Source organism: Microbacterium sp. C7(2022) (assembly GCF_028823665.1).
In the GTDB taxonomy this organism is placed as follows: Bacteria; Actinomycetota; Actinomycetes; order Actinomycetales; family Microbacteriaceae; genus Microbacterium.
Genome location: NZ_JAPEHV010000005.1, coordinates 123,086 through 146,710, shown reverse-complemented (window position 1 = coordinate 146,710; position 23,625 = coordinate 123,086). Strand labels below are relative to the sequence as shown.

The following is a 23,625-nucleotide window of genomic DNA, read 5'->3' as shown; positions in this document are numbered from 1 at the left end:
AGCGTACGGTGGGGCTCCGACACTCGGCGCGAGATCAGGAACGTCGCGCGATCTCGGCCCACAACTGGTCCACCTGCGTCTCGGTCGTCGCCAGGTCACCCGTCGTGTCAATCACGATGTCAGCGATCGCCAGGCGCTGCTCGTCAGAGGCTTGCGCGGCGATCCGAGCATCCGCTTCCCCTGCCGCCATCCCCCGCAGGGTGATGAGCCGCTCGCGGCGCAGGGCTGCGGGGGCGTGCGCCACCACCACAAGATCCCACGGGTCATCGACCCGAGCTTCCACGAGCAGCGGCACGTCATAGACCACCACCGCGTCGGGATTGGCCGCGAAAGCGTCCGCGAAGCGACGCGCGGATTCTTCACGAACGGCGGGATGCACAATGCCATTCAGCCGCGCGATCGCCGCGTCGTCCCCGAAGACGCGCGCTCCCAGTTGGGCACGGTCGAGGGATCCGTCGGGGCGAAGCATCCGCTCACCGAACTCATCGACGATGCGCGCCAGCACCGCAGAACCGGGTGATTGGACGTCACGCACGATCTGGTCGGCGTCGACGATGACCGCGCCCCTCTCAGCCAACAGACCAGAGATCGTCGATTTGCCTGAGGCGATTCCCCCGGTGAGCGCCACGAGTGTCATGGATCGAGGATGCCACGTGTGTGGCCGCGCATGAACCTTGGCACGTCCTGAGACTCGCCTGAGGTTACCTTGAGCACCCGCACCTACGCTCGAAGTAACCCGAAAAGAACACCACGAAACCGCATCAACAAAGTCTGGGGAGGCGGACGATGGTCACCCATCCCGAGTCGCAAGACTGGGTGATCCTCGTCACCGGGGAGTCGCGCCGCACATCAACTCCGCGGTGCACGCGGCGTCGTGGTCAGCGTGGTGGGGCGGCAGCTCTTGGGGGGACTGCCGCCTCACTCACCCCTCACATGCTCGTACGTCGACAGGTTCCGCACCCATGACCGCTACCCGACGCAATTTCGAGTCGGCTCTCTGGGGTAGCATGACGGTCGATCCGGCATGGGAGTCGATCCTGCCGGAGCGGGAGGGTGCACCCATGGACGCCACGCGCACGGCGGTCGTCATCGAGGATGAGCAAGACATCCGTTCCCTGTTGATGGCTGTGCTCGAACAGGCGGGCTTCGAGGTGTACGGTGCCGAAACGGGCGCCGAAGGGATCGAGCTCGTGCGGACGCATCGCCCCCTGGTCACGACGCTCGATGTCAACATGCCCGGCATGGACGGCTTCGAGGCGGCCAAGCGCATTCGCTCCGAGAGCTCGACGTACATTGTCATGCTGAGCGCCCGCACCGAAGAAATCGACGCCCTGCAGGGGCTCGAGGCCGGCGCCGATGACTACGTCGCGAAGCCGTTCCGTCCGCGCGAGTTGCGCGCCCGCATCGATGCCATGCTCCGCCGCCCGCGCCAGCATGTCGATGCGACGCCCACCGAAGCGCCTGCCCCCGTGTCAGCGGGCGACCCGGTGCTCAATCACGGCGGTCTGCGGCTGAGCAAGGCCACACGGGTGGTCACGATCGATGACCGCGACGTCGATCTGACGCGGAGCGAATTCGACATCATGGCCGACCTGCTCGAATCCGGCCGACGAGTGCGCAGCAAGTCCGAATTGGCACTCATGCTGCGCGGCGAGCAGTACACCGGCATCGAGTACGTCAGCGAGAGCGATGCGCGCGCCATCGAGGTCCACGTGGCGAACCTGCGCCGAAAACTCGGCGAGTCGCCGTCTGAACCGCGGTGGATCGAGACCGTACGAGGTGTCGGTTATCGCTTGACGCCCGGGTAGTCCGCGGCCACACTCGCGTCTTCTCCACCGATCAGCACGGAGCTTTCGATGCTTCGGGATGCTTCTTCCGCCGCTGATTCGGCCAGAGCGATCAGCGCACCGGCGTCGAAACCCGCCGTACTGCTCAACCCGACGCCCACCCCCAGCACGGGAATCACTCCCCCACTGACCGAGCCGAGGTCGTCGAACAGGCCGCGGTAGATGGCCCCCGCCTGCCGGCGGGCTTCCGCGGGCGACACCACGAGCACGCCAACCGACATCATCGGCGGACCGTCGCCGCCGACGAGCGCATTGCTCGGCGCATGCGCGCGGATGCCGCCCGTCCATACGCCCGTGATGGTGCGGACGACGTCACTCCCGAAAGCCGTGGAGATCTGATCCAAATCGCCGACTTTCACACTGATCACGCCCACGAGTTCGCCGCGCACGGCCGCGCGCGCACACAGCGAGTCGACTGCCGATCGAAAGTCCTCAGAGGACAGGATGTCGTCACCCGCGGCACGCGCGGTGCGCACCCCTTCGTATCCCCTCACGGGTGCACGCGCGGCACGCAGCACCGAGGTCACCGACAACGCGACGATGCTGACGATCACGGTGAGCATTCCGGTATTCGTGGTGCCGAACCACATGTCGAACAGCGAACTGTCGGGGCCCGAACTGATGAACGCGGACGTGCGCGCAACAAAGTAAAGGAACTGCACAACGAGAACGCCCGCAAGAATCCACGCGGTGCGCTGGGCAGCGATACTTCCGCGGGCGCACTCGATCGCTCCCAACGCGCTGAAGGCGAATACGCCGACGAACATCCAGATGGCGCCGGCCCAGTCGCCACCATCCGGGCCCGCCACAGCGACCGACCCGATACACACCGCTACCGCGGCGATGACGCACCACATGGCCCACGCTGTGTGCCGACCGTTGTAGTGCCGAGAGCCGAGCCACAGCAAGCCACCCGCGGCGACCACCGCACCGTTGCCGACGGCCACCGCCCACCAGGCACCGTCCAGTGCGTACCAGATCACATACGAAATCGTCATCAGCATCGACGCGAGAAAGCTGAGCGACCAGATCCGCCCCGACCCGCCATCGCGCCGCAACAGGGTCTCGACGATGAAGATGATGCCGCAGACGTTGACCACGAGCGCCACCATCACGTAGACGGAGAAGGCATCCATGTCGGCCATCATGCGTCCGTCTCCATGGGCGCAGCGGGAATCTTCACGATGAACGTCGATCCGACGCCGACGGACGTGTGCAAACCAAGTTCTCCTCCATGAGCACGCACGATGTCACGCGTGATTGCCAGACCGAGGCCGGTGCCGGTACGGCGGGCCGCCCCCGCCTTGTAGTAGCGCTGGAACAGTCTCGTCCGATCATCATCGCTGATGCCCGGGCCGGTGTCGCGCACGAGCAGCCATGTTGATGTCCCGTCTGTGGTCGACCCGAGGTACACGGTGCCCCCGTACTTGTTGTAGCGGATCGCGTTCGCGAGCAGGTTGTCGACCACCTGTCGAAGCCGGAGCGGATCAGCCCACGCGGTGGCCTCTTCCAACCCCGTGACGTCGATCGTGAGCGCGCGAGACTCGGCATGGGTAGCCATGTCTGCGGCGGCATTCGCGAGCAGTTCCCGTACGTCCACCGCACGCGGGGCGATGGATGCTTCGATCGACGACGACGACGAACTCGACGCTGTCAGAATGTCGGCGACAATCCGCAGCAGACGTTCGGCGTTGCGTTCAGCGATATCGAGGTTCGCGCGCACCTTCTCAGGGGTCTCAGGGTTCTCGATCGCAAGGTCGAGGTACCCCAGGATGGAGGTCAGTGGGGTGCGCAGTTCGTGCGATACCGAAGCGACGAGCTCGTCCCGGGCGCGGAGCGCGCTCAGCTCATTGGTCACGTCGCGCGAGACCACGACCGCGCCGACATTCTTGCCGCCACTGCCTGTGAGGCGACGCGCGGTGACGCTCAGAGCCTGCCGGGCATCGGGCTCCTCCCCGAACCACACGACCTGGTTTTCGAACGCCTCACCGCGCAGCGCGCGTTCAAGGGGTAGCTCTGCCAGTGGCAGCGGCGTCACGCCATCGTCACGAAACGCGGGCACGTGCGATGCGCCACCATCCCCATTCGTCGCCATCTGCAGACGCGCGTGAGCCTCGTTCGTTACGGCCACGCGGCCGCCGGCACTGATGCGTATGACGCCGAAATCGACGGCATCCAGAACCTCCGTCACCTCTTGTTCTTGACGTCGGGAGTGCTCGAGCACCCCGCGCAGCAGTTGCGCCTGTTTGTCGAGCAAGGAGCGTTGTGCTTGTGAACGTCGGGTGTTGAGGTAGCTGGTCGCTGCGACAGCGAGAATCGCCAGCGGCAGCAGGATGGTTGCGTGGCGCGTTCCGGTCGTCCCGGTAAGGGCCAGGAAGACGATGAGCATTGTCACGCCGATGACGACCCCAGCCAGACCGATCAGCCCGAAACTACCGGCAAGCCAGAGCGCGGGAAACACCCAGAGCAGTCCCATCGCACTGTCGGGCATCGCCACACGCATGAGAGCGATCGCGATGATGTCGAGCGCGGGGATCACGGCGACCCAGCCGTATCGCAGGCGATTCCAGGGAATGATCAGCGTGGCGCCGGTCAGGGAGAACACGGCAACGACACCCCCGAAGAACATCGGCGGGTTGGGCGCCGATCCCTCGACAACGATCACCAGGCCGACGACGAAGACCACCGAACCCAGCAGGAGCTGATTGAGGATCGCGGCGCGTTCCCACGTGCGATCCACGATCGGGGGCTCATGGAGCAATGACCCTGTCGATGAGCGTCCGCGCGCACGCGGTGGATGCTGCGTCACGGCCATACAGCGACGGTAACCGATACGCGAGCACGGCGTGCGATTGCAACGAAAAAGGGCCGGAACCCGAAGGTCCCGGCCCAATTTCAGTGCTGTGAGATCAGCGGCCCGACAGCTTCTCGCGGAGTGCCGCGAGAGCCTCGTCGTCGGCGAGGGTGCCGAACGAGCTGTTGTCGGAAGTGAACGACGATGCGTTCGACTCGACGGCGGGGGCAGCAGCTTCGGCCTCGATCGCCTTGGCGACAGCAGCCTTGTGCGCTTCCCAGCGTCCCTGCGCAGCGGCGTACTCGGCTTCCCATGCGAGACGCTGCTCGTCGAAGCCTTCCTTCCACTGGTTGGTCTCAGCGTCGAAGCCCTCGGGGTACTTGTACTCGCCGTTCTCGTCGTACTCGGTGACCATGCCGTACAGGGCCGGGTCGAACTCGGTGCCGTTGGGGTCAACCGACTCGTTGGCCTGCTTCAGCGACAGCGAGATGCGGCGACGCTCGAGGTCGATGTCGATGATCTTGACGAAGACCTCTTCGCCGACCGACACAACCTGCTCGGCGAGCTCGACGTGCTTGCCCGAGAGCTCCGAGATGTGCACGAGGCCCTCGATGCCGTCTGCGACGCGGACGAACGCACCGAACGGAACGAGCTTGGTGACCTTACCGGGCGCAACCTGACCGATCGCGTGGGTACGGGCGAACACCTGCCACGGGTCTTCCTGCGTTGCCTTGAGCGAGAGCGACACGCGCTCGCGGTCGAGGTCGACCTCGAGGATCTCGACGGTGACCTCCTGGCCAACCTCGACGACTTCGGATGCGTGCTCGATGTGCTTCCACGAGAGCTCCGAGACGTGGACGAGACCGTCGACGCCACCGAGGTCGACGAACGCACCGAAGTTGACGATCGACGAGACGGTTCCCTTGCGGACCTGGCCCTTGTGGAGGTTGTTGAGGAACGTGGTGCGCGACTCGGACTGCGTCTGCTCGAGCAGAGCGCGGCGCGAGAGCACGACGTTGTTGCGGTTCTTGTCGAGCTCGAGGATCTTCGCCTCGATCTCCTGGCCGAGGTACGGCGTCAGGTCGCGAACGCGGCGCAGCTCGATGAGCGATGCGGGGAGGAAGCCACGGAGTCCGATGTCAACGATGAGGCCACCCTTGACGACCTCGATGACCGAACCGGTGACAACACCGTCGTTCTCCTTGATCTTCTCAACGTCACCCCAGGCACGCTCGTACTGTGCGCGCTTCTTGGAGAGGATGAGGCGGCCTTCCTTGTCCTCCTTCTGGAGAACGAGGGCTTCGACCGGGTCGCCGACCTTGACGACCTCGTTGGGGTCGACGTCGTGCTTGATGGAAAGTTCGCGCGAGGGGATGACACCCTCGGTCTTGTAGCCGACGTCGAGGAGAACCTCGTCGCGGTCGATCTTCACCACGGTGCCTTCGATGAGGTCACCGTCGTTGAAGAACTTCAGGGTCTTCTCGACCGCGGCGAGGAAGTCCTCAGCGGATCCGATGTCGTTGATCGCGATCTGCTTGGTAGCCGGGGCGGTCGTTGCGGTAGTCATGTAGTGGGTTGTCCTTGTTGGGTTGGGTGTTCGGGCCGCGCCGACAGGCATGCAAATGCCAGGTGGCGAAGCAGTTGGATGTGGTTTCGAATCGCGCGCGCGCTCGTAGAGCCAGACGCGTGACACCTCAGGATATCAGAATCCCGCCGCCGACCGGGAGTTACGCGTCAACCCGGCTTTCGCTCCGGCGCGACTTCTTGCGCCGCCGTCGGGACGACAGGTCGACGAGCCCGATCAGGAACGTCACGGCGAGGAACAGCGCCGCCGACAGCATCCCGAAAGCGTAAGCGTCGTGGAAGACGACGAGGTCGGCCTCGGAGCCGGTCTCGCGATAGATGGTGGCGTAGAACAACGACAGCGCGACGGCCGTGCCGATCGCTGTTCCGATGCGTTGGCCGAGTTGTCCTACCGAGCCTGCGACCCCACCCTGTTTCACGGGGATCTCGGCGAGCGTCAGTGTCTGGTTGGGCGAAATCACCAGCCCTCCCCCGAGGCCACCGATGGTCATGATCGCCGCCATGATCCACGGCAGCCACTCAGGCGGCGCGAACAGCGCAACGATCACGAGCCCGATGAGCGAAACCAGAACAATGGCGGTTCCCCACACCACGAGCGGCCGGCCGTATTTCCCTACCAATGAACCGCCGATCCAAGACGTGATCGCACTCGCCACTGCGAAGCCGATCGTCACCATCCCCGCGTACACAGGCTCGAGACCGAGGCCTCCCTGAAGGTAGAGCGTCGTCAGCAAGAACATCGCCGGCAGCGCAGTGAAGTAGGTTGCAACGATCAGCGTGCCGTTGCGGTAGGACGCGATGCGGAAGAGTTTCAGCGGAATGAGCGGAGCTCGACCGGATGCTTCGTAGCGACGCTCCCACGCGATGAATGCCGCCGCGAAGAGAACGAATGCCACGAGCAGCCACCACCGCAGCGGGTTGTCGTCGGGCGATCCGGTGGTGAACAGGAAAGGAAGCATCAGCGACAGCACGGCCAGTCCGAAGAGCAGCACGCCAAACGGGTCCAGCGCCAGCGGGCGACGGGTCCTCTTGTGGAGCTTCGGGAGGAGGAAGATCGCCAACGAAATCGCGATGAGCCCGAGGGGGACGTTCATCCAGAAGATCCAACGCCAGCCGTCTTGCACTCCCCCGAGGGCGATCGCGAGCCCCCCGATGGTGGGGCCGAGGGCGGTCGAAATCCCGATGATCGCGCCGAACCGCCCAAACGCGCGTCCCCGGTCGGGGCCGCGGAACAGTTCCTGGATGAGCCCAATGACCTGCGGCATCTGGATGCCCGCGGCAACGCCCTGAATCAGCCGACCGATCAGCAGCACCTCGATGCTCGGCGCCAGAGCGCACACCAAGCTCATCAGGGTGAACAGGCTCAGACCGATGATGAACAGGGCACGCCGCGAACGCTGATCGCCGAGCCGGCCCATGGGGACCAAGACGAGGCCGAAGGCCAGCACGTAACCCGAGACGATGAAGCCCAGCTCGGTGGAGCCCGATCCGAAGGATGCTTCGATCGACGGCAACGCGACATTGACCTTCGTGAGGTCGAGGATCGTGAGTGCCGCAACACTCACGCACACCCAGAACGCGCGCCACTGATGCGAGGGCGACGCGACGGGAATGTCTTTGGTCTCGGTCGGAGGTGTTCTTTCGTTCATCGGGCGTCTACGGGCGGAGCATGACCTTGGTCGCGCGGCGCTCATCCATGGCCGCGTAGGCTTCTGGCGCTTCGCTCAGAGGCAGCACGAGATCGAACACCTTGCCCGGGCTGATTGCCCCCGAGCGCACATCGGGCAGAAGCTCTTCGATGTACCCGCGCACGGGAGCGACTCCCCCATTCACCCCGACGTTGCGACCGAACATCTGCCCGATCGGGAGTTCAGGCCCGCCGTTCGGGACACCGACATAGCCGACCATGCCACCGGGGCGGGTCGACCGCAGTGCCTGGTCCATCGACTCTTTGGTGCCCACGCACTCGAGCACCCGATCGGCGCCGACGCCGTCAGTGAGTGCGCGCACGGCCTTCACACCCTCGTCGCCGCGCTCTTCGATGATGTGGGTGGCGCCGAATTCGCGCGCAAGCTTTTGCCGTTCGGGATGCCGCGACATGGCAATGATCGTCGTCGCGCCGAGCCGCCGGGCGGCGATGATGGCACACAGCCCCACGGCCCCGTCACCGACGACGGCGACCGTGTCGCCGGCGGTGACACCGGCCGAGACTGCGGCGTGGTGACCGGTTCCCATGACATCGCTGAGGGTCAGAAGTCCCGCAATCTCGTCGTCCGCAACAGGCCCCGGCACGACAGCCAGAGTGCCATCCGCAAGCGGTACGCGCACGCGTTCGCCCTGACCGCCATCGGCAAAGCCACCGACTTTGTCGTCGCTACCCCACCAACCGCCGCCCAGGCACGACGTGCTGACGCCGTTGCGACAGTTCACGCAGGTGCCGTCGCACACGTAGAACGGCGCGATCACGAAATCGCCGACACGCACCGATTCGACCTCCGGGCCAACGGCTTCGACGACGCCGACGAACTCGTGCCCAATTCGATGGGGTTCGCTGGTCTCGGTCACACCGCGATACGGCCACAGGTCCGATCCGCACACACACGCGGCGACAACTTTGACGATCGCGTCGCCACCGGTGGAAAGCACCGGATCGGCGACTTCTTCGACACGGATGTCACGGGCGGCATGAATAACGGTGGCAAGCATATGACGAGCCTATTGCCGACGCCGGACAGCGGCATCCGACTCGATCAGTCCGCGTGCGCACCCTGATCGCCGACGTCGCCGTCGAGGTAGTACCAGCGCGACCCCACGCGTCGGAACCTGCTGGTCTCGGCCAAGATTCCCCGCTCGCTGCTGTACCGCCAGAACGCACGGAACCGCACGATTCCCTGCGCACCGTCTTCCGATGCTTCACTGACCTCGAGACCTTCCCAGCGCTGGTCGGGATCGAGTACGAGATCGTCGGGCAACGTGCGCGGGTGCCATGTGTCCGCGAGATAGCGCGCGTTGCCGACCACGAATGCCGAATAGCGCGAGCGCATGAGTCGCTCTGGCGACGGGGCTACGGCCCCGCGATGCAATGGCGCGCAGCACTCTCCGAAGGTCGCTTGCGTGCCGCACGGGCAGGGCTGGGAGTCTGTAATCCGCGGAAATCGAGGGTCGATGGATGCCGCAGCCGGGCCGAACGACATGAATACCTCCGCGGTGAGATGGGCGCCTGAGGACAACGCGCTCAGGAAGCACTCACCGGGCTCCCTGCTGGCGTGCACCTGAGACCGATACCGCTCCCAGGTCGCGGGTCCATTGTGATCTATATCACCACCGGAGTGCTTTCCCCCAGACGCATCCGGTGGTCCCCCATGATGACAGGGTCATCCCGGGACCGCGTCTTGTGCTCAACCCCCTGGGCACAAGGGGCGGTCCTGTTCGGCCCGCTCTGAGCCGGCGACCAATTCCCCCCGAGGTCGCCGGCTCTCTTTCATGACGGCGCCTGTGGAGAACTCGCATCCGCTGCTTCGCCGTGGCGCTACCGTTGTCGCGTGAATCCCCGTCGCCTTCGAGCCGTCAGCGTGAGTATCGCTAGTGCCGCACTGGCGTCGATCGCCCTCTTGGGCTGCGCACCCGAGCCCGAGCCCACGCCGACCCCCACTGCGCTGTTCTCTTCAGATGAAGAGGCCTTCGCCGCTGCCGAAGCCACCTACCGCGCCTACGTGGATGCCCTCAACGAAGTGGATCTGAGCGACCCAGAGACATTTGAGCCGGTGTTTGACCTCAGTACGGGTGATCTCAACGCCGCAAACCGCGAGACCTTCTCGGAGATGCACGCGAACGAACTCATTGTCACCGGCGACACCGAGATTGTTCTTCTCCAGCCCAGCGGAACGCAGCCCGACGATTTCCCGTCGACGGTCTGGCTCGACGCTTGCATCGATGTCTCTGAGATCGATGTCCGACAACAAGACGGTTCGAGTGTAGTTTCTCCGGAACGCACGGACATCCAAGCCATGCGGATTTCGGTAGCCCAGTCCGGCCCACGAGGAGTCGCTGAACTGGCGGGGCGCGACGACGGAGCCTCGTGTTCCGAATAGCGTGCGCCGCCGCAATCGTGTCCGTGCTTGCTCATGTCGGCCCCCTGCTTAGTGCGACAAGTTGCTCAGACGTCAACGCTTGGACCTGCAACGCTGAGAATTCGGGCTCGTCACTGGACGTGTCGGTGTCCGAGACGGTACCCGGCGGTGGCGGCAACAACGGGGGCGAGTACTCCGGAGGTGGTTCGGGATCGAACGGCATCGCGGCGCCATCGCCGACCGAGATTCCGCGTAGCTATGAGACGAACGAGTGGTGCTCCGAGGCGCTTACCCCGTGCCGTGAGCCCGACGACCCTGCCGAACCGACCGCGAGCATCGAAGACATCACGCTGAGCGATCTCGCGTCGTTCCGCCCCTCCGTCCCGACGCTGACTGGAGAACCGCTCGGATTCGCTTTGGTCGGCGCGCCCACCAATGTCCTCGGCAGCGCGACCGCAGATCAGTTCGGCGCCACATTGCTCGGACTCAACGTCACCGTGCGTTTCGAGCCCGATGAATATGTGTTCACCTACGGCGACGGCAGCGGCGCGGCATACCCAAGCGGTGGTGAGAGCTGGACGGCATTGCGGCTCCCCCAGTTCACCCCCACCGACACGAGCCACATCTACACTCAACCCGGCGAGTACACCGCATCGCTGACGGTGAACTACGCGCCGTATGTCACGCTCGACCCGCAGGCGGGCTGGCTTCGCGTACCCGGGTACATCACGGCATCCGCCGGCTCATACCCGGTGCGCGCGGTCGAAGCCCGAACCGCCCTGGTCGATCAGACGTGCGAGCAGAACCCGTCCGCCGCCGGATGCTGACCTCGGCAGCGTCGTAGCCGCGTGACAGGATGGCCTGGTGACCGACCGGCTGATGCTCCTCGACAGTGCCTCCCTGTACTTCCGCGCGTTCTACGGCGTTCCCGACACCGTCCGCGCGCCCGACGGCACGCCCGTCAACGCAGCACGCGGATTTCTCGACATCATCGCCAAACTCGTGACGGCGTATCAACCGACACATGTGGTCGCCTGTTGGGACGACAATTGGCGGCCCCAGTGGCGCGTCGACCTCATCCCCACCTACAAGACGCATCGCGTAGCTGAGGTCGTCGAAGGCGCCCCCGACGTCGAAGAAGTGCCCGATCCGCTCGAGGTCCAGATTCCCGTCATCCGCGCGACGCTCGACGCACTCGGGATCCCGATCGTCGGTGCTGCCGATCACGAGGCCGACGATGTGATCGGCACACTCGCGACTCAGTCGTCGATGCCCGTCGACATCGTCACGGGTGACCGCGACCTGTTCCAACTCGTCGACGATGCGCGAGGCGTTCGCGTGATCTATACCGCTCGAGGCATGAGCAATCTCGAAGTCGTGACCGACGCCACGGTCACGACGAAGTACGCCGTACTGCCGTCACAGTACGCCGACTTCGCCACGATGCGCGGTGACTCGTCCGACGGCCTTCCGGGGGTTCCCGGCGTCGGCGAGAAGACCGCCGCCACTCTCCTCGCCGCCCACGGAGATCTCGCGGGCATCCGGGCCGCGGCCGCCGAAGGCACCGGGATGACCGCGGGCGTGCGGAACAAGATTCTGTCCGCCTCGGATTACCTGGACGTCGCTCCCCAGGTTGTCGCCGTCGTGCGTGACCTCGATCTTCCCGACGTCGACGGACGCATTGCCCAGTTCGACGATGCGCGGCGGGCCAGAGCCGAAACTCTGGCCGCTGCCTGGTCACTCGGCAGCTCCATGGAACGCGCGATCACTGCCCTGGCGGGCTGACCGCCGCCATCATCGCGCGCCACGGGCGCTGGTGAAAACGGCACCCGCCAGCGCCGCGCAGTAGGCGACCGCGCACGCCAGCATCACGACGAGTGCGAGGGACCACCCACCCGTTGCCTCGTGCAGAGCACCCATCGCGGGCCCACCCAGCGCACCGATCGAGTAGCCGGCGCCCTGAACCAGGGCCGACAGCCCGGCTGCTTCACGATCCGAACGAGTTACCGCGACCAACGTCGAGAAGATGACGACGAATCCGCCCGCGTGACCGATTGCGCCAATCGCAAGCCAGCCCCACAGCCACTCCGGGGCGACGATGAGCCCGACCGTCACGGCCAACCACGATGCGCAGATGACGACAGGAGCCACCCAGCGCGGCGCGAAGCGAGCCAACACAGGAACGACGAAGGCGCCGGCGATTCCGGCACCTTGGAAGATGGATGCCACGGCCCCCGCGGCAGTCGGACTCAGGCCGAGTTCGTCGGTGGCGATCGTCGGCAGCCACGTGGTGAGCCCGTAGTAGATCGTGCACTGCAGGCCGAACGCCGCGACCAAAAGCCACGAGACTGGCCGCCGGACGATCGACCGTGTCGAGCGTGCGGCACCCACGACCGGCATCGGCCCGGTAATCGTCGCGGCATCCACACCACCCGCAGTTTCGCGCGACGCCGCATCGCGAGTTCCAGGCGACGGCTGAAGGCCTGACAGCCCGTCATCCGTGCCCCGCGACGTGCGCATGTGCACCGCCCACAGTGCGATGCCCACGACCGTCAGCACCGACCAGGCCATCAACGCCGCGTGCCACCCGATCAGCCCCGCAAGTGGCGCCGTCCCAAGAGAGGTGACCAGCGATCCGACGTTCAAGGTCGCCGCGTACATGGCGGTGACGAACGCCACTCGCTCGGGCGGCACGTCTCGTCGAATGACAACCGGGATCACGACGTTGCCGATCGTGATGAACGCGCCAATGACGAACATGCCCGCGAGCATCCAGCCGAACCCCGGCAGCGCGCGCACGAACGTTCCCACCAGCACGCCACACAACGACAGCAACAGGGCGAGCTCCGCGCCGGCACGTCGAATCACGAGCGCCGCCAGCGGCGTCAGCATCGCAAACATCAGGACCGGCGCCGAGGTGAGCAATCCCGCCGCCACCGATCCCACGTCGAGGTCTGCCTCAATATCTGAGAGCACGGGCGTCGGCGCGACAATCGGCCCCCGCAGGCTGATCGCTGCTACGAGCACACCCGCAACGACGAGCCACGGCATCCCCCTCCTCATCGCGGAGGAAGAAGAGGAAGACACCCGTTGAGTCTATGGCGACGGATGCTCCTCCCCCGGCGCCCGTTCGTCAACACCGGTGGATGCTACGGCGCGGCATCCCATCGCTCACCTCGTGGTCGCGATGTCCACTCACGAAGGCGCTCCAACGGCCAGGTCGTGACTATTCGCGACGCGGGAATACCGGCGCGCTCCGCGCGTGCCGCCCCGTAGTCGAGGAGCGCGAGTTGACCTGGCGCATGTGCGTCGGAGTCGATCGCGAACAGGCAACCAGCCTCGAGCGCGAGAGCGATCAAGTCATCCGGTGGGTCCTGACGCTCGGGCCGAGAGTTGATTTCGACGGCAACCGCGTTCGACGCGCACGCTTCGAACACCGCGGCAGCGTCGAACGTCGACGGCGGACGGGTCCCGCGCGCCCCTTCGACCAGACGCCCGGTGACATGACCGAGCACATCGATATGAGGACCCGAAGCGGCCGCGACCAGGCGCCTGGTCATCGGCCCACTTTCCATGCGTAGCTTCGAGTGAGCGGATGCCACCACCACATCGAGTTCGTCGAGAAGGTGTTCCTCCTGATCGAGCGAGCCATCGTCGAGGATGTCGACCTCGATTCCGCTCAGCAAGGTGAACCCGTCACCGCTCATCTCCTTCACCACCGCGAGCTGGTCCCGTAGGCGCTCGGGTGAGAGCCCGTTCGCAACCCGCAACCGGGGTGAATGGTCGGTGAGAGCGAGGTACTCGTGTCCGAGGGCGCGGGCCGCGTCGACCATGAGGTCGATCGACGTTAATCCATCAGACCAGTCGCTGTGGCAGTGCAAGTCCCCGCGCAGGTGCGAGCGCAACGCGGACTTTTTGCTCACCCCGGCTTTGGCCCTCAGGTCGGCCAAGTACTGCGGAACCTCGCCTCTCAGCGCTTCTTGGATCACGGCGAATGACGAGTCGCCGACCCCTCTGCGACGGCGCAGGGCCGCGGCATCCCGAAGCTCTTCGTCACCCACCCCCTCGATCGCGCGTGCGGCAGTTCGAAACGCCTTCGATCGATAGCGCGACGCACGCTCACGCTCGAGCAGCGTTGCGATCTCGTTCAGCGCATCGAGCGGATGCATGCGCTCACGCGGCGTAGGACGCCTTCTTCACGATGACCGGGGCGAGAGCGAGGCGGCGCAGTGCCCAGCCGAACATGATCGACAGAACGCCCATGCCCATCGCGAAGGCCGCGACGCCGAACGAGACGACCGAGGTGAACAGCGACGCCCGCAGGAACGACGCGTCCATGACGGTCGCCCGGATGGGATCGTCCATGGGCAACTCGGCATATGTCTTGCCGTCGGAGAGACCGAGTGCGTGGTGCTGGATGATGTCGGCCTGCACGTAGGCCGTAAACGGCCCGGCAACGGTGGCGCCTTGGAACGCCATCGCATCGTCAGGAACGACGATGTTCTCGGCGCGCAATTGCGCCGAAACGACGATCCAGACCACGATTCCGGCCACGATCAGTACAATCCCTGCCAGCATGCCGAGCCACCCGACAACCTTCACACCACCCAGGCTGCGTGCGGGTGGTTCGATGGTCGCCGCGGTCGCGTCGCTGTCACCGCTGAGCGTCGTGTCATCGGTCATGGTCTTTCCTCCGGTAGGCAGCGTTTGGCGCACACGCTACCGGTGCAGGGCGCGCCGGTGGAAGACACCGCGCCGAAATTCACCTCCCCGTCCATCGGGGCTGAGTTCACGCTCCAAACGATTGCGTCGCCCTGACCCAGCGGTCCAGGGTCGCCGACGCCTCACCGGTGTCGATCGCTGATGCGGCATCAGCCATCGCCTCTGCCAGCCGGCTCACGATCGGGCGCTGTACTTCGCTCGCGTCTTGGAAGAGCCGGTACGAAACAATCCCCGCTGCGGCATTGAGAAGCACGATGTCGCGCACCGGACCTGTTTCTCCCCCAAGAACACGCCGAACCACGTCCGCATTGTGATCAGGGTCGCCACCCAACAGATCGTCGATTCGCGCAAGGGGCAGGCCCAGGTCGCGAGGATCAAGGTCATGCTCGTGGATGTCACCACGGCTGACTTCCCACACGCGACTGTGGCCGGTCGTCGTCAGTTCGTCGAGGCCGTCATCGCCGCGGAACACGAGCGCCGTAGCCCCACGGGTGCGGAAGACTCCAGTGATCAGCGGCACGCGGTCGAGTTGCGCCACACCGACGGCGTTCGCTTCTGCGCGCGCAGGGTTGCACAGGGGCCCGAGGAAGTTGAACACCGTCGGGACGCCAAGTTCGCTGCGCGTGGCTGCGGCGTGTCGGAACCCGGGGTGGAACGCGGCCGCGAAGGCGAAGGTGATCCCTGCAGTGTCCAGCGTCTGCGCGACGCGCTCCGGCGAGAGAGTCAGGTCGACGCCCAGCGAGCGAAGGACGTCCGACGAGCCGGACGACGAGCTCGCAGCACGGTTTCCGTGCTTGACGACGGGGACTCCGGATGCCGCTGCCACCAGAGCCGACATGGTGGAGACGTTCACGGTGCCGAAGCGATCGCCACCGGTGCCGACGATGTCGAGCACCGCGGCATCCACTGGCAATGGCAGCGCCGCTTCGAGAATCGCGTCCCGGAATCCGACGACTTCATCGACGGACTCGCCCTTCGCGCGCAGCCCGACAAGGAATCCCGCCAACTGCGAGGGAGTTGCTTCGCCGCTCATCACCTGCCGCATCGCCCAAGTGGACTGCGACACTGTCAAGTCACGCCGATCGAGCAGCGTCGTGAGAATTTCGGGCCAGGTGTAAAGCTCCGCCATAGCTCAGAAGCCTACTGGCGTGTCTTAGTGCGCATAACGCCCGAGGCAGCCCGCAGGGGGATTATGCGCGCATCGGGACTTCCTGGCGGACTCACGGCATTCTTTTAGGCATACCTAAGTTCACATCAAGGTAAATCAGTGCGCCTGGTTGGGAATATGAGCGCGCATCATCCGACATAATGGTGGGGTGACGACCTCTCCAGCGACCTACTCCCAGGCGATGCGGTCCGTCAAGCGACCCGATCCGGTCGCCGTCGGAACCATCGTGTGGCTCGGCAGCGAAGTCATGTTCTTCGCTGGCCTCTTCGCCATCTATTTCACGCTTCGAAACGCCTCTCCGGAGCTGTGGGCAGAGCGCACCGACCTGCTGAACGTGCCGTATGCGTTCGTGAACACCGTCATCCTGGTGCTGTCCTCGGTGACCTGCCAGATGGGTGTGTTCGCTGCCGAACGCTTCCAGCCGTACAGCACGAAGAAGCGCGGCTGGCTGGGCTGGGGCATGGTCGAGTGGTTCTGGCTCACCTTCGCGCTCGGCGCCATCTTCGTCTCGGGTCAGGTGTGGGAGTACGCCCAGCTCGTCTACGAAGGCATGCCGATCACCGCGGACTCGTACGCCTCGGCTTTCTACATCACCACCGGCTTCCACGCCCTGCACGTGACGGGTGGCCTGATCGCCTTCCTCCTCGTGATCGGTCGCGCGTACGCCGTCAAGAACTTCGGACGCAAGGAGATGACCTCCGCGATCGTCGTGTCGTACTACTGGCACTTCGTGGACGTCGTCTGGATCGCCCTGTTCGCCGTCATCTACTTCCTGAAATAGAGCGGAGCTGATTTCCCCCATGGCACGTGACACTTCGCGCCGCTCCTCCGGTCGCCGCAGCCCTTGGGCTGCCGCCGCACTCATCGGTATCGGTCTGCTCATCACCGGCGGCGTCTACGCCGGTGCATCCGCAGCAATGGCCGCCACCGACGAGACCACGGTCGCATCGACCCTCACGGTCGAAGACGGCCAGAAGCTGTTCCAGGCGAACTGCGCAACCTGCCACGGTCTCGACCTGCAGGGCACACCGGATGGCCCCTCGCTGTACGGCGTCGGCGAACTCGCCGTTCACTTCCAGATGAGCACCGGCCGCATGCCGCTGCAGGCGCAGGGACCGCAGGCACCTCAGAAGCCCGTCCAGTTCACCGACGAGCAGATCGTCGCGATCGGCGAGTACATCCAGTCGGTTGCTCCCGGCCCGAGCTTCCCCAGCGAAGAGATCCTCGACGGCGAAGGCGACGAGTCTCAAGGTGGCGAACTCTTCCGCATCAACTGCGCGATGTGCCACAACGTCGCCGGTGCCGGCGGTGCACTGACCGAAGGCAAGTACGCTCCGGCGCTGCACACCACCACTCCCCTCAACATGTATGCCGCGATGGTCACCGGACCGCAGAACATGCCGGTCTTCAACGACATGACCCTCACCACCGAGGAAAAGCGCGACATCATCACCTACCTCCTCTATCTCCAGGACAACGAGTCGGCCGGCGGTTTCTCGCTCGGCTCGCTCGGTCCGGTCTCAGAGGGCCTGTTCATCTGGATCTTCGGCATCGGCTCGCTGATCGCCATCACCGTGTGGATCACGGCGAAATCCAACTGACAATCACGACACGTAAGCACTGACGAGGAGCAGCATGGCACACGAGGACGACGCCCTCGAGCACGAGAGGGCTTCATGGAAGCCGTCGCCGGGGCTCGCGGTCGCGGTCACCGACCCGGTGCAGAACCCGGGGTTGCCGCCACACCGCACCCGGATCACCGACCAGGACCCGGCCGCGATGAAGCGGGCCGTACGGACGGTGTACACGCTGTTCTACATCTCTGTCGCGGCGAGCGTGTGGGCGGTCGCCGCCTACATGCTCTTCCCGATCGAGAGCGGTCGGATCATCGACATCCGCCACAACAACCTCTTCATCGGACTCGGCATCGCCCTCGCGTTGCTCGCCATCGGAATCGGTGCCATCCACTGGTCCAAGGCGATCATGTCCGACAAGGAGTTCATCGAGCCGCGTCACGCCACGCGTGGCCGCGACACGACGCGTGAGGCTGCGATCCAGGTGTTCGCCGACGCGAACGAGGAGTCCGGTTTCGGACGCCGCACCATGATCCGCAACTCTCTCATTGCGGCAGTCGTGGCATCCGTCGCCCCCGGAATCGTGCTCTTCCGCGGACTCGCGCCGCACAATTCGCCCGACCACCCTGAGGCCGGCGACCCTGTGGCACTCCTCAGCCACACCATGTGGAAGGAAGGCTCACGCCTCGCCCACGACCCGACAGGCAAGCCCATCCGCGCGGCCGACCTGACGCTCGGCTCGGCTGTTCACGTGATCCCCGAAGAGCTGGCGTCGCTGTCGCACCACGACGGGTATCTCGAAGAGAAGGCCAAGGCCATCGTTCTGCTGATGCGTCTTCTGCCCGACCAGCTGATCGAGGCCGACGACCGCAAGGACTGGTCCTACAACGGCATCGTCGCGTACTCGAAGGTGTGCACGCACGTCGGTTGCCCGGTCGCCCTCTACGAACAGCAGACGCACCACCTGCTGTGCCCCTGCCACCAGTCGCAGTTCGACGTCACCGACCACGCGAAGGTGATCTTCGGACCCGCTGCCCGGCCGCTGCCCCAGCTGCCGATCACGGTTGACGATGAGGGCTACCTCATCGCACGCAGCGACTTCCAAGAACCCGTTGGCCCGAGCTTCTGGGAGCGCCATTGAGTACCGTCACCGAGCCCCAGTCCCCCGCCGCCGCGCCCGCGGCGCGCGAGAAGCCGCTCGGCGGCCGCTTCGTCGGCGCCGCGTCGAACTACATCGATGAGCGCACGAGCATCTCGGGTTTCATCAAGGAACTCGGACGCAAGATCTTCCCCGACCACTGGTCATTCATGCTCGGCGAGATCGCCCTGTGGGCGTTTGTCGTCGTGTTGCTGTCGGGAACGTTCTTGACGTTCTTCTTCGACGCCGCCATGGTCGAGACGCACTACTACGGCGCGTACCTGCCCATGCGCGGTATCGAAATGTCGGCGGCCATGGCATCCACGCTCGAGATCTCCTTCGATCTCCGGGGCGGACTGCTGGTACGGCAGATCCACCACTGGGCTGCGCTCGTATTCGTGGCCGGTATCGGTGTGCACATGTTGCGCGTGTTCTTCACGGGCGCCTTCCGCAAGCCGCGCGAGCTCAACTGGGTGATCGGCTTCGTCCTGTTCGTCCTCGCCATGGGCGAAGGCTTCACGGGCTACTCGCTCCCCGACGACGTTCTCTCGGGTAACGGCCTCCGCATCATCGACGGCATGATCAAGGGAATCCCGCTGATCGGTACATGGACTTCGTTCCTGTTGTTCGGGGGCGAGTTCCCCGGTACTCAGATCGTCGGCCGCCTTTACTCGCTGCACATTCTGCTGCTTCCCGCGATCCTGCTCGGACTGCTGGTCGTGCACCTCATGTTGATGATTGTCAACAAGCACACCCAGTTCGCTGGCCCGGCGCGCACGAACAGCAACGTCGTCGGGTACCCGATGATGCCGGTGTACATGTCGAAGATGGGTGGCTTCTTCTTCATCACCTTCGGCGTGATCGTTCTTGTCGCCTCGCTATTCACGATCAACCCGATCTGGAACTACGGTCCGTACGACCCCTCGCCGGTGTCGGCAGGTACGCAGCCCGACTGGTACATCGGCTTCGCTGATGGCGCACTGCGCCTGGTTCCCCCGGGCTGGGAGTTCGTGCTGTTCGAGCGCACGTGGTCGTTCAACATCATCGCTCCGCTGCTGGTGCTGGTGGTCTTCATCCTGCTGGTCATGCTGTACCCCTTTATCGAAGCGTGGGTCACGGGCGACAAGCGCGAGCACCACATCGCTCAGCGTCCCCGCACGGCAGCAACGCGCACGGCCATCGGTGCCGCGGGTGTGGTCTTCTACGCGGTCCTGTGGGCGGCAGCTTCCTCCGACATCATCGCCACGCACTTCCACCTCACGATGGAGGGCGTCATCCACACGCTGCAGGCGCTTCTGATCCTCGGACCAGTCATCGCCTACTTCGTGACGAAGCGGATCTGTATCGCACTGCAGAAGAAGGATCGCGAGATCGCCCTGCACGGATACGAATCGGGTCGCATCGTGCGCCTCCCCGGTGGCGAGTTCATCGAAGTTCACCAGCCGGTCGACGAGTACGACCTGTACAAGCTGGTCGACGTCGAGACGTACGAGCCGCTCGTCGTGCGTCCCAACGCACAGGGACGCATCCCGTGGCACGAGAACCTGCGTGCATCCATTTCACGCTGGTTCTTCGAGGATCGCTTTACACCGATCACGCAGACCGAGCTCGAGGCTGCTCGTGCTCACCAGCACCACGAGCTCGAGCACGTGGCTGCCGAAGAGGACGCCGAGATCCAGGGCGCTCACGAGCGAGCAGGTGTTCCGGATGCCCCGCACGTGCCGATCGACGATGGCCATAACTCCGAGACTGCCGTTCGCCCGTCGAACGTGATCGTTCCGGAGCCCGAGGCAGGCACCAAGGCAAAGAAGAACCACGAGAAGGAAGACGGCCAGTAGCCTCTCCCTCCCCCAGAAGGGCCCCCGAACTCGCGACGAGTGCGGGGGCCCTTCTTGGTGTGCGGATGCGAACAATCGCGCGTGCACGGCGCTCGGCAGGATTCAGGCGGTGGTTGTCGTCACAGAACGCTGCGCCAATCCACCATGACGACATAGCGTGTCCGGTATGACAGATGCTCTCACCTACTTCACCGCCAAGCTCACCCATGAGACGGATGCGTCCGACGTGTACGCGGCTCAGAAGGCCGGCAGCACCGCCGTACTGGTCGATGTCCGCGGCGACGACGCGTGGCAACAGGGCCATATTCGGGGTGCCATCCACATGCCGTATCGCGACATCGCGTCCCGCGCTCCCTCGGAGATCCCGCGTGACACACCGGTGGTGGTGTACTGCTGGAGCCCCGGCTGCAACGCGGGAGCAAAAGGCGCGCGCGAGTTCGCTCTGCTGGGCTACCAGGTGCGTGAGATGATCGGCGGCTACGAGTACTGGGTTCGCGAGGGACAGCCCGTGGAGAATGACTCAGGCCCACTCCCGCGGGTGTTTGATTCGCAGGTCATGGTCGTACGCACTCCGCTTCAGGACGGCTGACCCCGCGCGCTGTAGCGAGCATGCGTCGCTCTCGAACGTGCGGGAGCAGCGCACGAAAAGGGCCCCTTCCATCAGGAAGGGGCCCCTTTCGGCTCCACGCACCCGTCAGCGGGCGAAGTGACCGCGGTAGTACTCGTAGACCCAACCGACAATGGCAACCAGGAAGACGCCGATACCGATCGGCATCATCCACGCCCCGACCGCCAGGCCGATCATGGCCAACGCTGCCGAGAAGGCGAGCACGATTGGCCACCACGACCACGGGCTGAACTCGCCGAGCTCAGGATCGCCATCGTCGATGTCCGACGTGAGGATGTCCTCGGGCAGCTCGCCGCCCTGCGACTTGTGAACCTTGCCGATGTAAAACGCGATCAGCGCGGCCATGAAGGCGGTGAACAGCAATGCGATGCTTCCGACCCACTCAATCGCGTTGTACCACGGCACCGGGTGAGCGATGATGTTCCAGGTCGTGTAGACGACGGACATCACCAGGAAGAATCCGCCGAGCAGCCACCACAGGCCGGTATTGGTGCGCACTTACTTCACCTTTCCATCGGCGTTGTCGACAACCGGAGCCTCGGGTGCGTCCTTCGCAGGCCCGACCCCACTGGGAACCCCTGCCTCGGGGTGGTTCAGGTCGAATGCCGGCCGCTCACTGCGGATGCGCGGAATCGAGGTGAAGTTGTGGCGCGGCGGCGGGCAGGAGGTCGCCCACTCGAGCGATCCGCCGTAGCCCCACGGGTCGTTCACCGTGACCTTGGGCGCCTTGCGGGCGGTGATCCAGACGTTGAAGAGGAACGGGATCATCGACGCACCGAGGATGATCGCACCGATCGTCGAAACCTGGTTCTGCCACGTCCAGCCGTCAGCAGCGCTGTAGTCGGCGTAGCGACGTACCATGCCGTCCACACCCAGCCAGTGCTGGATCAGGAAGGTCATGTGGAAGCCGATGAAGAGCATCCAGAAGTGCACCAGACCGATGCGCTCGTTGAGCATCTTGCCGGTCCACTTGGGCCACCAGAAGTAGAAGCCCGCGAACATTGCGAAGACGACGGTGCCGAACACCACGTAGTGGAAGTGGGCCACGACGAAGTACGAGTCGGAGATGGCGAAGTCCAGCGGCGGCGAGGCGAGGATGACGCCGGTGAGGCCACCGAACACGAACGAGACGAGGAAGCCGAGCGAAAAGACCATCGGAGTCTCGAAGGTCACCGATCCTCGCCACATGGTGCCGATCCAGTTAAAGATCTTCACACCCGTTGGCACGGCGATGAGCATGGTCATCAGGGCGAAGAATGGCAACAGCACGGCGCCCGTCACGTACATGTGGTGCGCCCACACCGCAACCGACAGTGCAGCAATGGCGATCGTCGCGTACACGAGGGTCTTGTAGCCGAAAATCGGCTTGCGGCTGAATGCCGGGAAGATCTCCGAGACAATGCCGAAGAACGGCAGCGCGATGATGTACACCTCGGGGTGACCGAAGAACCAGAACAGGTGCTGCCACAGCAACACGCCGCCGTTGGCGGGGTCGTAGATGTGGGACCCGAGCACACGGTCGCTTGCGGCCGCGAGGATGGCTGCGGCCAGAACCGGGAACGCCATCAGGATCAGGATGCTGGTGACCAGCGTGTTCCACGAGAAGATCGGCATGCGCCACATGGTCATGCCCGGTGCACGCATCGTGATGATGGTGGTGATGAAGTTCACCGCGCCGAGGATCGTTCCGAAACCACTCATACCCAGGCCGAGCATCCACAGGTTTCCACCGGCACCCGGGGAGAAGGAGGCATTCGCGAGCGGCTGATACGCGAACCATCCAAAGCCGGCGGCACCCTGCGGCGTCAGGAAGCCGGCAACGGCGATCGTGGAGCCGAACAAGAAGAGCCAGAACGCGAACGCGTTCAGACGCGGGAACGCCACGTCGGGTGCGCCGATCTGCAGCGGCAGGATCGCGTTTGCGAACCCGGCGAACAGGGGTGTCGCGAACATGAGGAGCATGATCGTGCCATGCATGGTGAAGAGCTGGTTGTACTGCTCTTTCGTCGGGATGATCTGCATGCCGGGCTCGAAGAGCTCCGCACGGATCAGCAGCGCCATCACGCCACCGAGCATGAAGAAGATCACCGACGAGATGAGGTACAGGTAACCGATCGTCTTGTGGTCAGTCGAAGTGATCCACTTGACGATGATGTTGCCCTTTGCCTCCACGCGGGATGAGCTGAGCAGCGCCGCCTGACGCGGCGGCAGCGTAGTCGGACGTGCCGATGGCCCTTGTTCGAGGGGAACCGTTGTCGCCAT

Annotated in this window: 22 protein-coding genes; 9 read left to right on the top strand and 13 right to left on the bottom strand. The window is 64.8% G+C overall.

Going from position 1 to position 23,625, the window contains the following annotated elements; translation table 11 throughout:
* Positions 1 to 34 precede the first annotated feature (34 nt).
* On the bottom strand, positions 35 to 637 hold the full coding sequence (gene coaE, locus ON062_RS09015; protein WP_274646806.1) for a dephospho-CoA kinase: 603 nt from the start codon (positions 635 to 637) through the stop codon (positions 35 to 37).
* A 424-nt stretch (positions 638 to 1,061) separates the two neighbouring features.
* Here coaE and ON062_RS09010 point away from each other — a divergent pair, with 424 nt between their 5' ends.
* Positions 1,062 to 1,808 (top strand): response regulator transcription factor, encoded by a 747-nt coding sequence (locus tag ON062_RS09010; protein WP_274647048.1) that lies wholly within the window; start codon positions 1,062 to 1,064, stop codon positions 1,806 to 1,808.
* Here ON062_RS09010 and ON062_RS09005 read toward each other — a convergent pair.
* From ON062_RS09005 to ON062_RS08980, 6 genes are all read right to left on the bottom strand, one after another.
* Entirely contained in the window at positions 1,787 to 2,983 is a 1,197-nt protein-coding gene (locus ON062_RS09005) for a hypothetical protein (protein ID WP_274646805.1), read from the bottom strand. The genes ON062_RS09010 and ON062_RS09005 overlap by 22 nt on opposite strands.
* A gap of 8 nt (positions 2,984 to 2,991) precedes the next feature.
* Positions 2,992 to 4,662, bottom strand: a complete 1,671-nt coding sequence (locus ON062_RS09000; protein ID WP_274646804.1) for an ATP-binding protein — start codon at positions 4,660 to 4,662, stop codon at positions 2,992 to 2,994.
* A 94-nt stretch (positions 4,663 to 4,756) separates the two neighbouring features.
* The gene (gene rpsA, locus ON062_RS08995) at positions 4,757 to 6,208 is read right to left on the bottom strand and encodes a 30S ribosomal protein S1 (RefSeq protein ID WP_274646803.1); all 1,452 of its coding nucleotides are present in this window, start codon (positions 6,206 to 6,208) and stop codon (positions 4,757 to 4,759) included.
* A 160-nt stretch (positions 6,209 to 6,368) separates the two neighbouring features.
* Entirely contained in the window at positions 6,369 to 7,874 is a 1,506-nt protein-coding gene (locus tag ON062_RS08990) for an MFS transporter (protein WP_274646802.1), read from the bottom strand.
* A 7-nt stretch (positions 7,875 to 7,881) separates the two neighbouring features.
* On the bottom strand, positions 7,882 to 8,931 hold the full coding sequence (locus tag ON062_RS08985) for a zinc-dependent alcohol dehydrogenase family protein (protein ID WP_274646801.1): 1,050 nt from the start codon (positions 8,929 to 8,931) through the stop codon (positions 7,882 to 7,884).
* A gap of 44 nt (positions 8,932 to 8,975) precedes the next feature.
* The gene (locus ON062_RS08980) at positions 8,976 to 9,419 is read right to left on the bottom strand and encodes a YchJ family metal-binding protein (protein WP_274646800.1); all 444 of its coding nucleotides are present in this window, start codon (positions 9,417 to 9,419) and stop codon (positions 8,976 to 8,978) included.
* A 378-nt stretch (positions 9,420 to 9,797) separates the two neighbouring features.
* On the opposite strand from ON062_RS08980, the gene ON062_RS08975 reads away from it, so the two are divergent.
* The 3 genes from ON062_RS08975 to ON062_RS08965 all read left to right on the top strand — a co-directional run bounded on the left by ON062_RS08975 (position 9,798) and on the right by ON062_RS08965 (position 12,080).
* Positions 9,798 to 10,316, top strand: coding sequence for a hypothetical protein (locus tag ON062_RS08975; RefSeq protein WP_274646799.1), 519 nt, complete (start codon positions 9,798 to 9,800; stop codon positions 10,314 to 10,316).
* Positions 10,317 to 10,441: 125 nt separating this feature from the next.
* Positions 10,442 to 11,122 (top strand): hypothetical protein, encoded by a 681-nt coding sequence (locus tag ON062_RS08970; protein ID WP_274646798.1) that lies wholly within the window; start codon positions 10,442 to 10,444, stop codon positions 11,120 to 11,122.
* Positions 11,123 to 11,159: 37 nt separating this feature from the next.
* A complete protein-coding gene (locus ON062_RS08965; protein WP_274646797.1) occupies positions 11,160 to 12,080 on the top strand; it encodes a 5'-3' exonuclease in 921 nt (306 codons plus the stop codon).
* A 9-nt stretch (positions 12,081 to 12,089) separates the two neighbouring features.
* On the opposite strand, the gene ON062_RS08960 is transcribed toward ON062_RS08965, so the two are convergent.
* The 4 genes from ON062_RS08960 to trpD form a co-directional block, all read right to left on the bottom strand.
* Positions 12,090 to 13,382, bottom strand: a complete 1,293-nt coding sequence (locus ON062_RS08960) for a CynX/NimT family MFS transporter (protein WP_274646796.1) — start codon at positions 13,380 to 13,382, stop codon at positions 12,090 to 12,092.
* 62 nt (positions 13,383 to 13,444) lie between these two features.
* Positions 13,445 to 14,464 carry a PHP domain-containing protein gene (locus tag ON062_RS08955; protein ID WP_274646795.1) on the bottom strand — a complete coding sequence of 340 codons (1,020 nt, stop codon included), beginning with the start codon at positions 14,462 to 14,464 and terminating at the stop codon, positions 13,445 to 13,447.
* Positions 14,465 to 14,468: 4 nt separating this feature from the next.
* A complete protein-coding gene (locus tag ON062_RS08950) occupies positions 14,469 to 14,978 on the bottom strand; it encodes an aromatic ring-opening dioxygenase LigA (RefSeq protein WP_274646794.1) in 510 nt (169 codons plus the stop codon).
* A gap of 106 nt (positions 14,979 to 15,084) precedes the next feature.
* Positions 15,085 to 16,146, bottom strand: a complete 1,062-nt coding sequence (trpD, locus tag ON062_RS08945) for an anthranilate phosphoribosyltransferase (protein WP_274646793.1) — start codon at positions 16,144 to 16,146, stop codon at positions 15,085 to 15,087.
* Between the two features lie 220 nt (positions 16,147 to 16,366).
* Here trpD and ON062_RS08940 point away from each other — a divergent pair, with 220 nt between their 5' ends.
* From ON062_RS08940 to ON062_RS08920, 5 genes are all read left to right on the top strand, one after another.
* Positions 16,367 to 16,966, top strand: a complete 600-nt coding sequence (locus ON062_RS08940; RefSeq protein WP_274647047.1) for a heme-copper oxidase subunit III — start codon at positions 16,367 to 16,369, stop codon at positions 16,964 to 16,966.
* Between the two features lie 19 nt (positions 16,967 to 16,985).
* Positions 16,986 to 17,786 (top strand): c-type cytochrome, encoded by an 801-nt coding sequence (locus ON062_RS08935; RefSeq protein WP_274646792.1) that lies wholly within the window; start codon positions 16,986 to 16,988, stop codon positions 17,784 to 17,786.
* A gap of 34 nt (positions 17,787 to 17,820) precedes the next feature.
* A complete protein-coding gene (locus tag ON062_RS08930) occupies positions 17,821 to 18,900 on the top strand; it encodes a ubiquinol-cytochrome c reductase iron-sulfur subunit (protein ID WP_274646791.1) in 1,080 nt (359 codons plus the stop codon).
* Positions 18,897 to 20,735: a ubiquinol-cytochrome c reductase cytochrome b subunit gene (locus ON062_RS08925; protein WP_274646790.1), complete on the top strand. Its 1,839-nt coding sequence runs from the start codon at positions 18,897 to 18,899 to the stop codon at positions 20,733 to 20,735. Before ON062_RS08930 ends, ON062_RS08925 begins: the two co-directional genes overlap by 4 nt.
* A gap of 166 nt (positions 20,736 to 20,901) precedes the next feature.
* Positions 20,902 to 21,324, top strand: coding sequence for a rhodanese-like domain-containing protein (locus tag ON062_RS08920; RefSeq protein WP_274646789.1), 423 nt, complete (start codon positions 20,902 to 20,904; stop codon positions 21,322 to 21,324).
* A gap of 105 nt (positions 21,325 to 21,429) precedes the next feature.
* On the opposite strand, the gene ON062_RS08915 is transcribed toward ON062_RS08920, so the two are convergent.
* The gene (locus ON062_RS08915; RefSeq protein WP_274646788.1) at positions 21,430 to 21,861 is read right to left on the bottom strand and encodes a cytochrome c oxidase subunit 4; all 432 of its coding nucleotides are present in this window, start codon (positions 21,859 to 21,861) and stop codon (positions 21,430 to 21,432) included.
* A complete protein-coding gene (gene ctaD / locus ON062_RS08910; RefSeq protein ID WP_274646787.1) occupies positions 21,862 to 23,625 on the bottom strand; it encodes a cytochrome c oxidase subunit I in 1,764 nt (587 codons plus the stop codon).

Excerpts from the sequence above, each read along its gene's own strand:
- coaE (WP_274646806.1), bottom strand. The coding sequence starts at position 637 with ATGACACTCGTGGCGCTCACCGGGGGAATCGCCTCAGGCAAATCGACG.
- ON062_RS09010 (WP_274647048.1), top strand. The coding sequence starts at position 1,062 with ATGGACGCCACGCGCACGGCGGTCGTCATCGAGGATGAGCAAGACATC.
- ON062_RS09005 (WP_274646805.1), bottom strand. The coding sequence starts at position 2,983 with ATGGATGCCTTCTCCGTCTACGTGATGGTGGCGCTCGTGGTCAACGTC.
- ON062_RS09000 (WP_274646804.1), bottom strand. The coding sequence starts at position 4,662 with ATGGCCGTGACGCAGCATCCACCGCGTGCGCGCGGACGCTCATCGACA.
- rpsA (WP_274646803.1), bottom strand. The coding sequence starts at position 6,208 with ATGACTACCGCAACGACCGCCCCGGCTACCAAGCAGATCGCGATCAAC.
- ON062_RS08990 (WP_274646802.1), bottom strand. The coding sequence starts at position 7,874 with ATGAACGAAAGAACACCTCCGACCGAGACCAAAGACATTCCCGTCGCG.
- ON062_RS08985 (WP_274646801.1), bottom strand. The coding sequence starts at position 8,931 with ATGCTTGCCACCGTTATTCATGCCGCCCGTGACATCCGTGTCGAAGAA.
- ON062_RS08980 (WP_274646800.1), bottom strand. The coding sequence starts at position 9,419 with ATGTCGTTCGGCCCGGCTGCGGCATCCATCGACCCTCGATTTCCGCGG.
- ON062_RS08955 (WP_274646795.1), bottom strand. The coding sequence starts at position 14,464 with ATGCATCCGCTCGATGCGCTGAACGAGATCGCAACGCTGCTCGAGCGT.
- ON062_RS08950 (WP_274646794.1), bottom strand. The coding sequence starts at position 14,978 with ATGACCGATGACACGACGCTCAGCGGTGACAGCGACGCGACCGCGGCG.
- trpD (WP_274646793.1), bottom strand. The coding sequence starts at position 16,146 with ATGGCGGAGCTTTACACCTGGCCCGAAATTCTCACGACGCTGCTCGAT.
- ON062_RS08940 (WP_274647047.1), top strand. The coding sequence starts at position 16,367 with ATGCGGTCCGTCAAGCGACCCGATCCGGTCGCCGTCGGAACCATCGTG.
- ON062_RS08935 (WP_274646792.1), top strand. The coding sequence starts at position 16,986 with ATGGCACGTGACACTTCGCGCCGCTCCTCCGGTCGCCGCAGCCCTTGG.
- ON062_RS08930 (WP_274646791.1), top strand. The coding sequence starts at position 17,821 with ATGGCACACGAGGACGACGCCCTCGAGCACGAGAGGGCTTCATGGAAG.
- ON062_RS08920 (WP_274646789.1), top strand. The coding sequence starts at position 20,902 with ATGACAGATGCTCTCACCTACTTCACCGCCAAGCTCACCCATGAGACG.
- ctaD (WP_274646787.1), bottom strand. The coding sequence starts at position 23,625 with ATGGCGACAACGGTTCCCCTCGAACAAGGGCCATCGGCACGTCCGACT.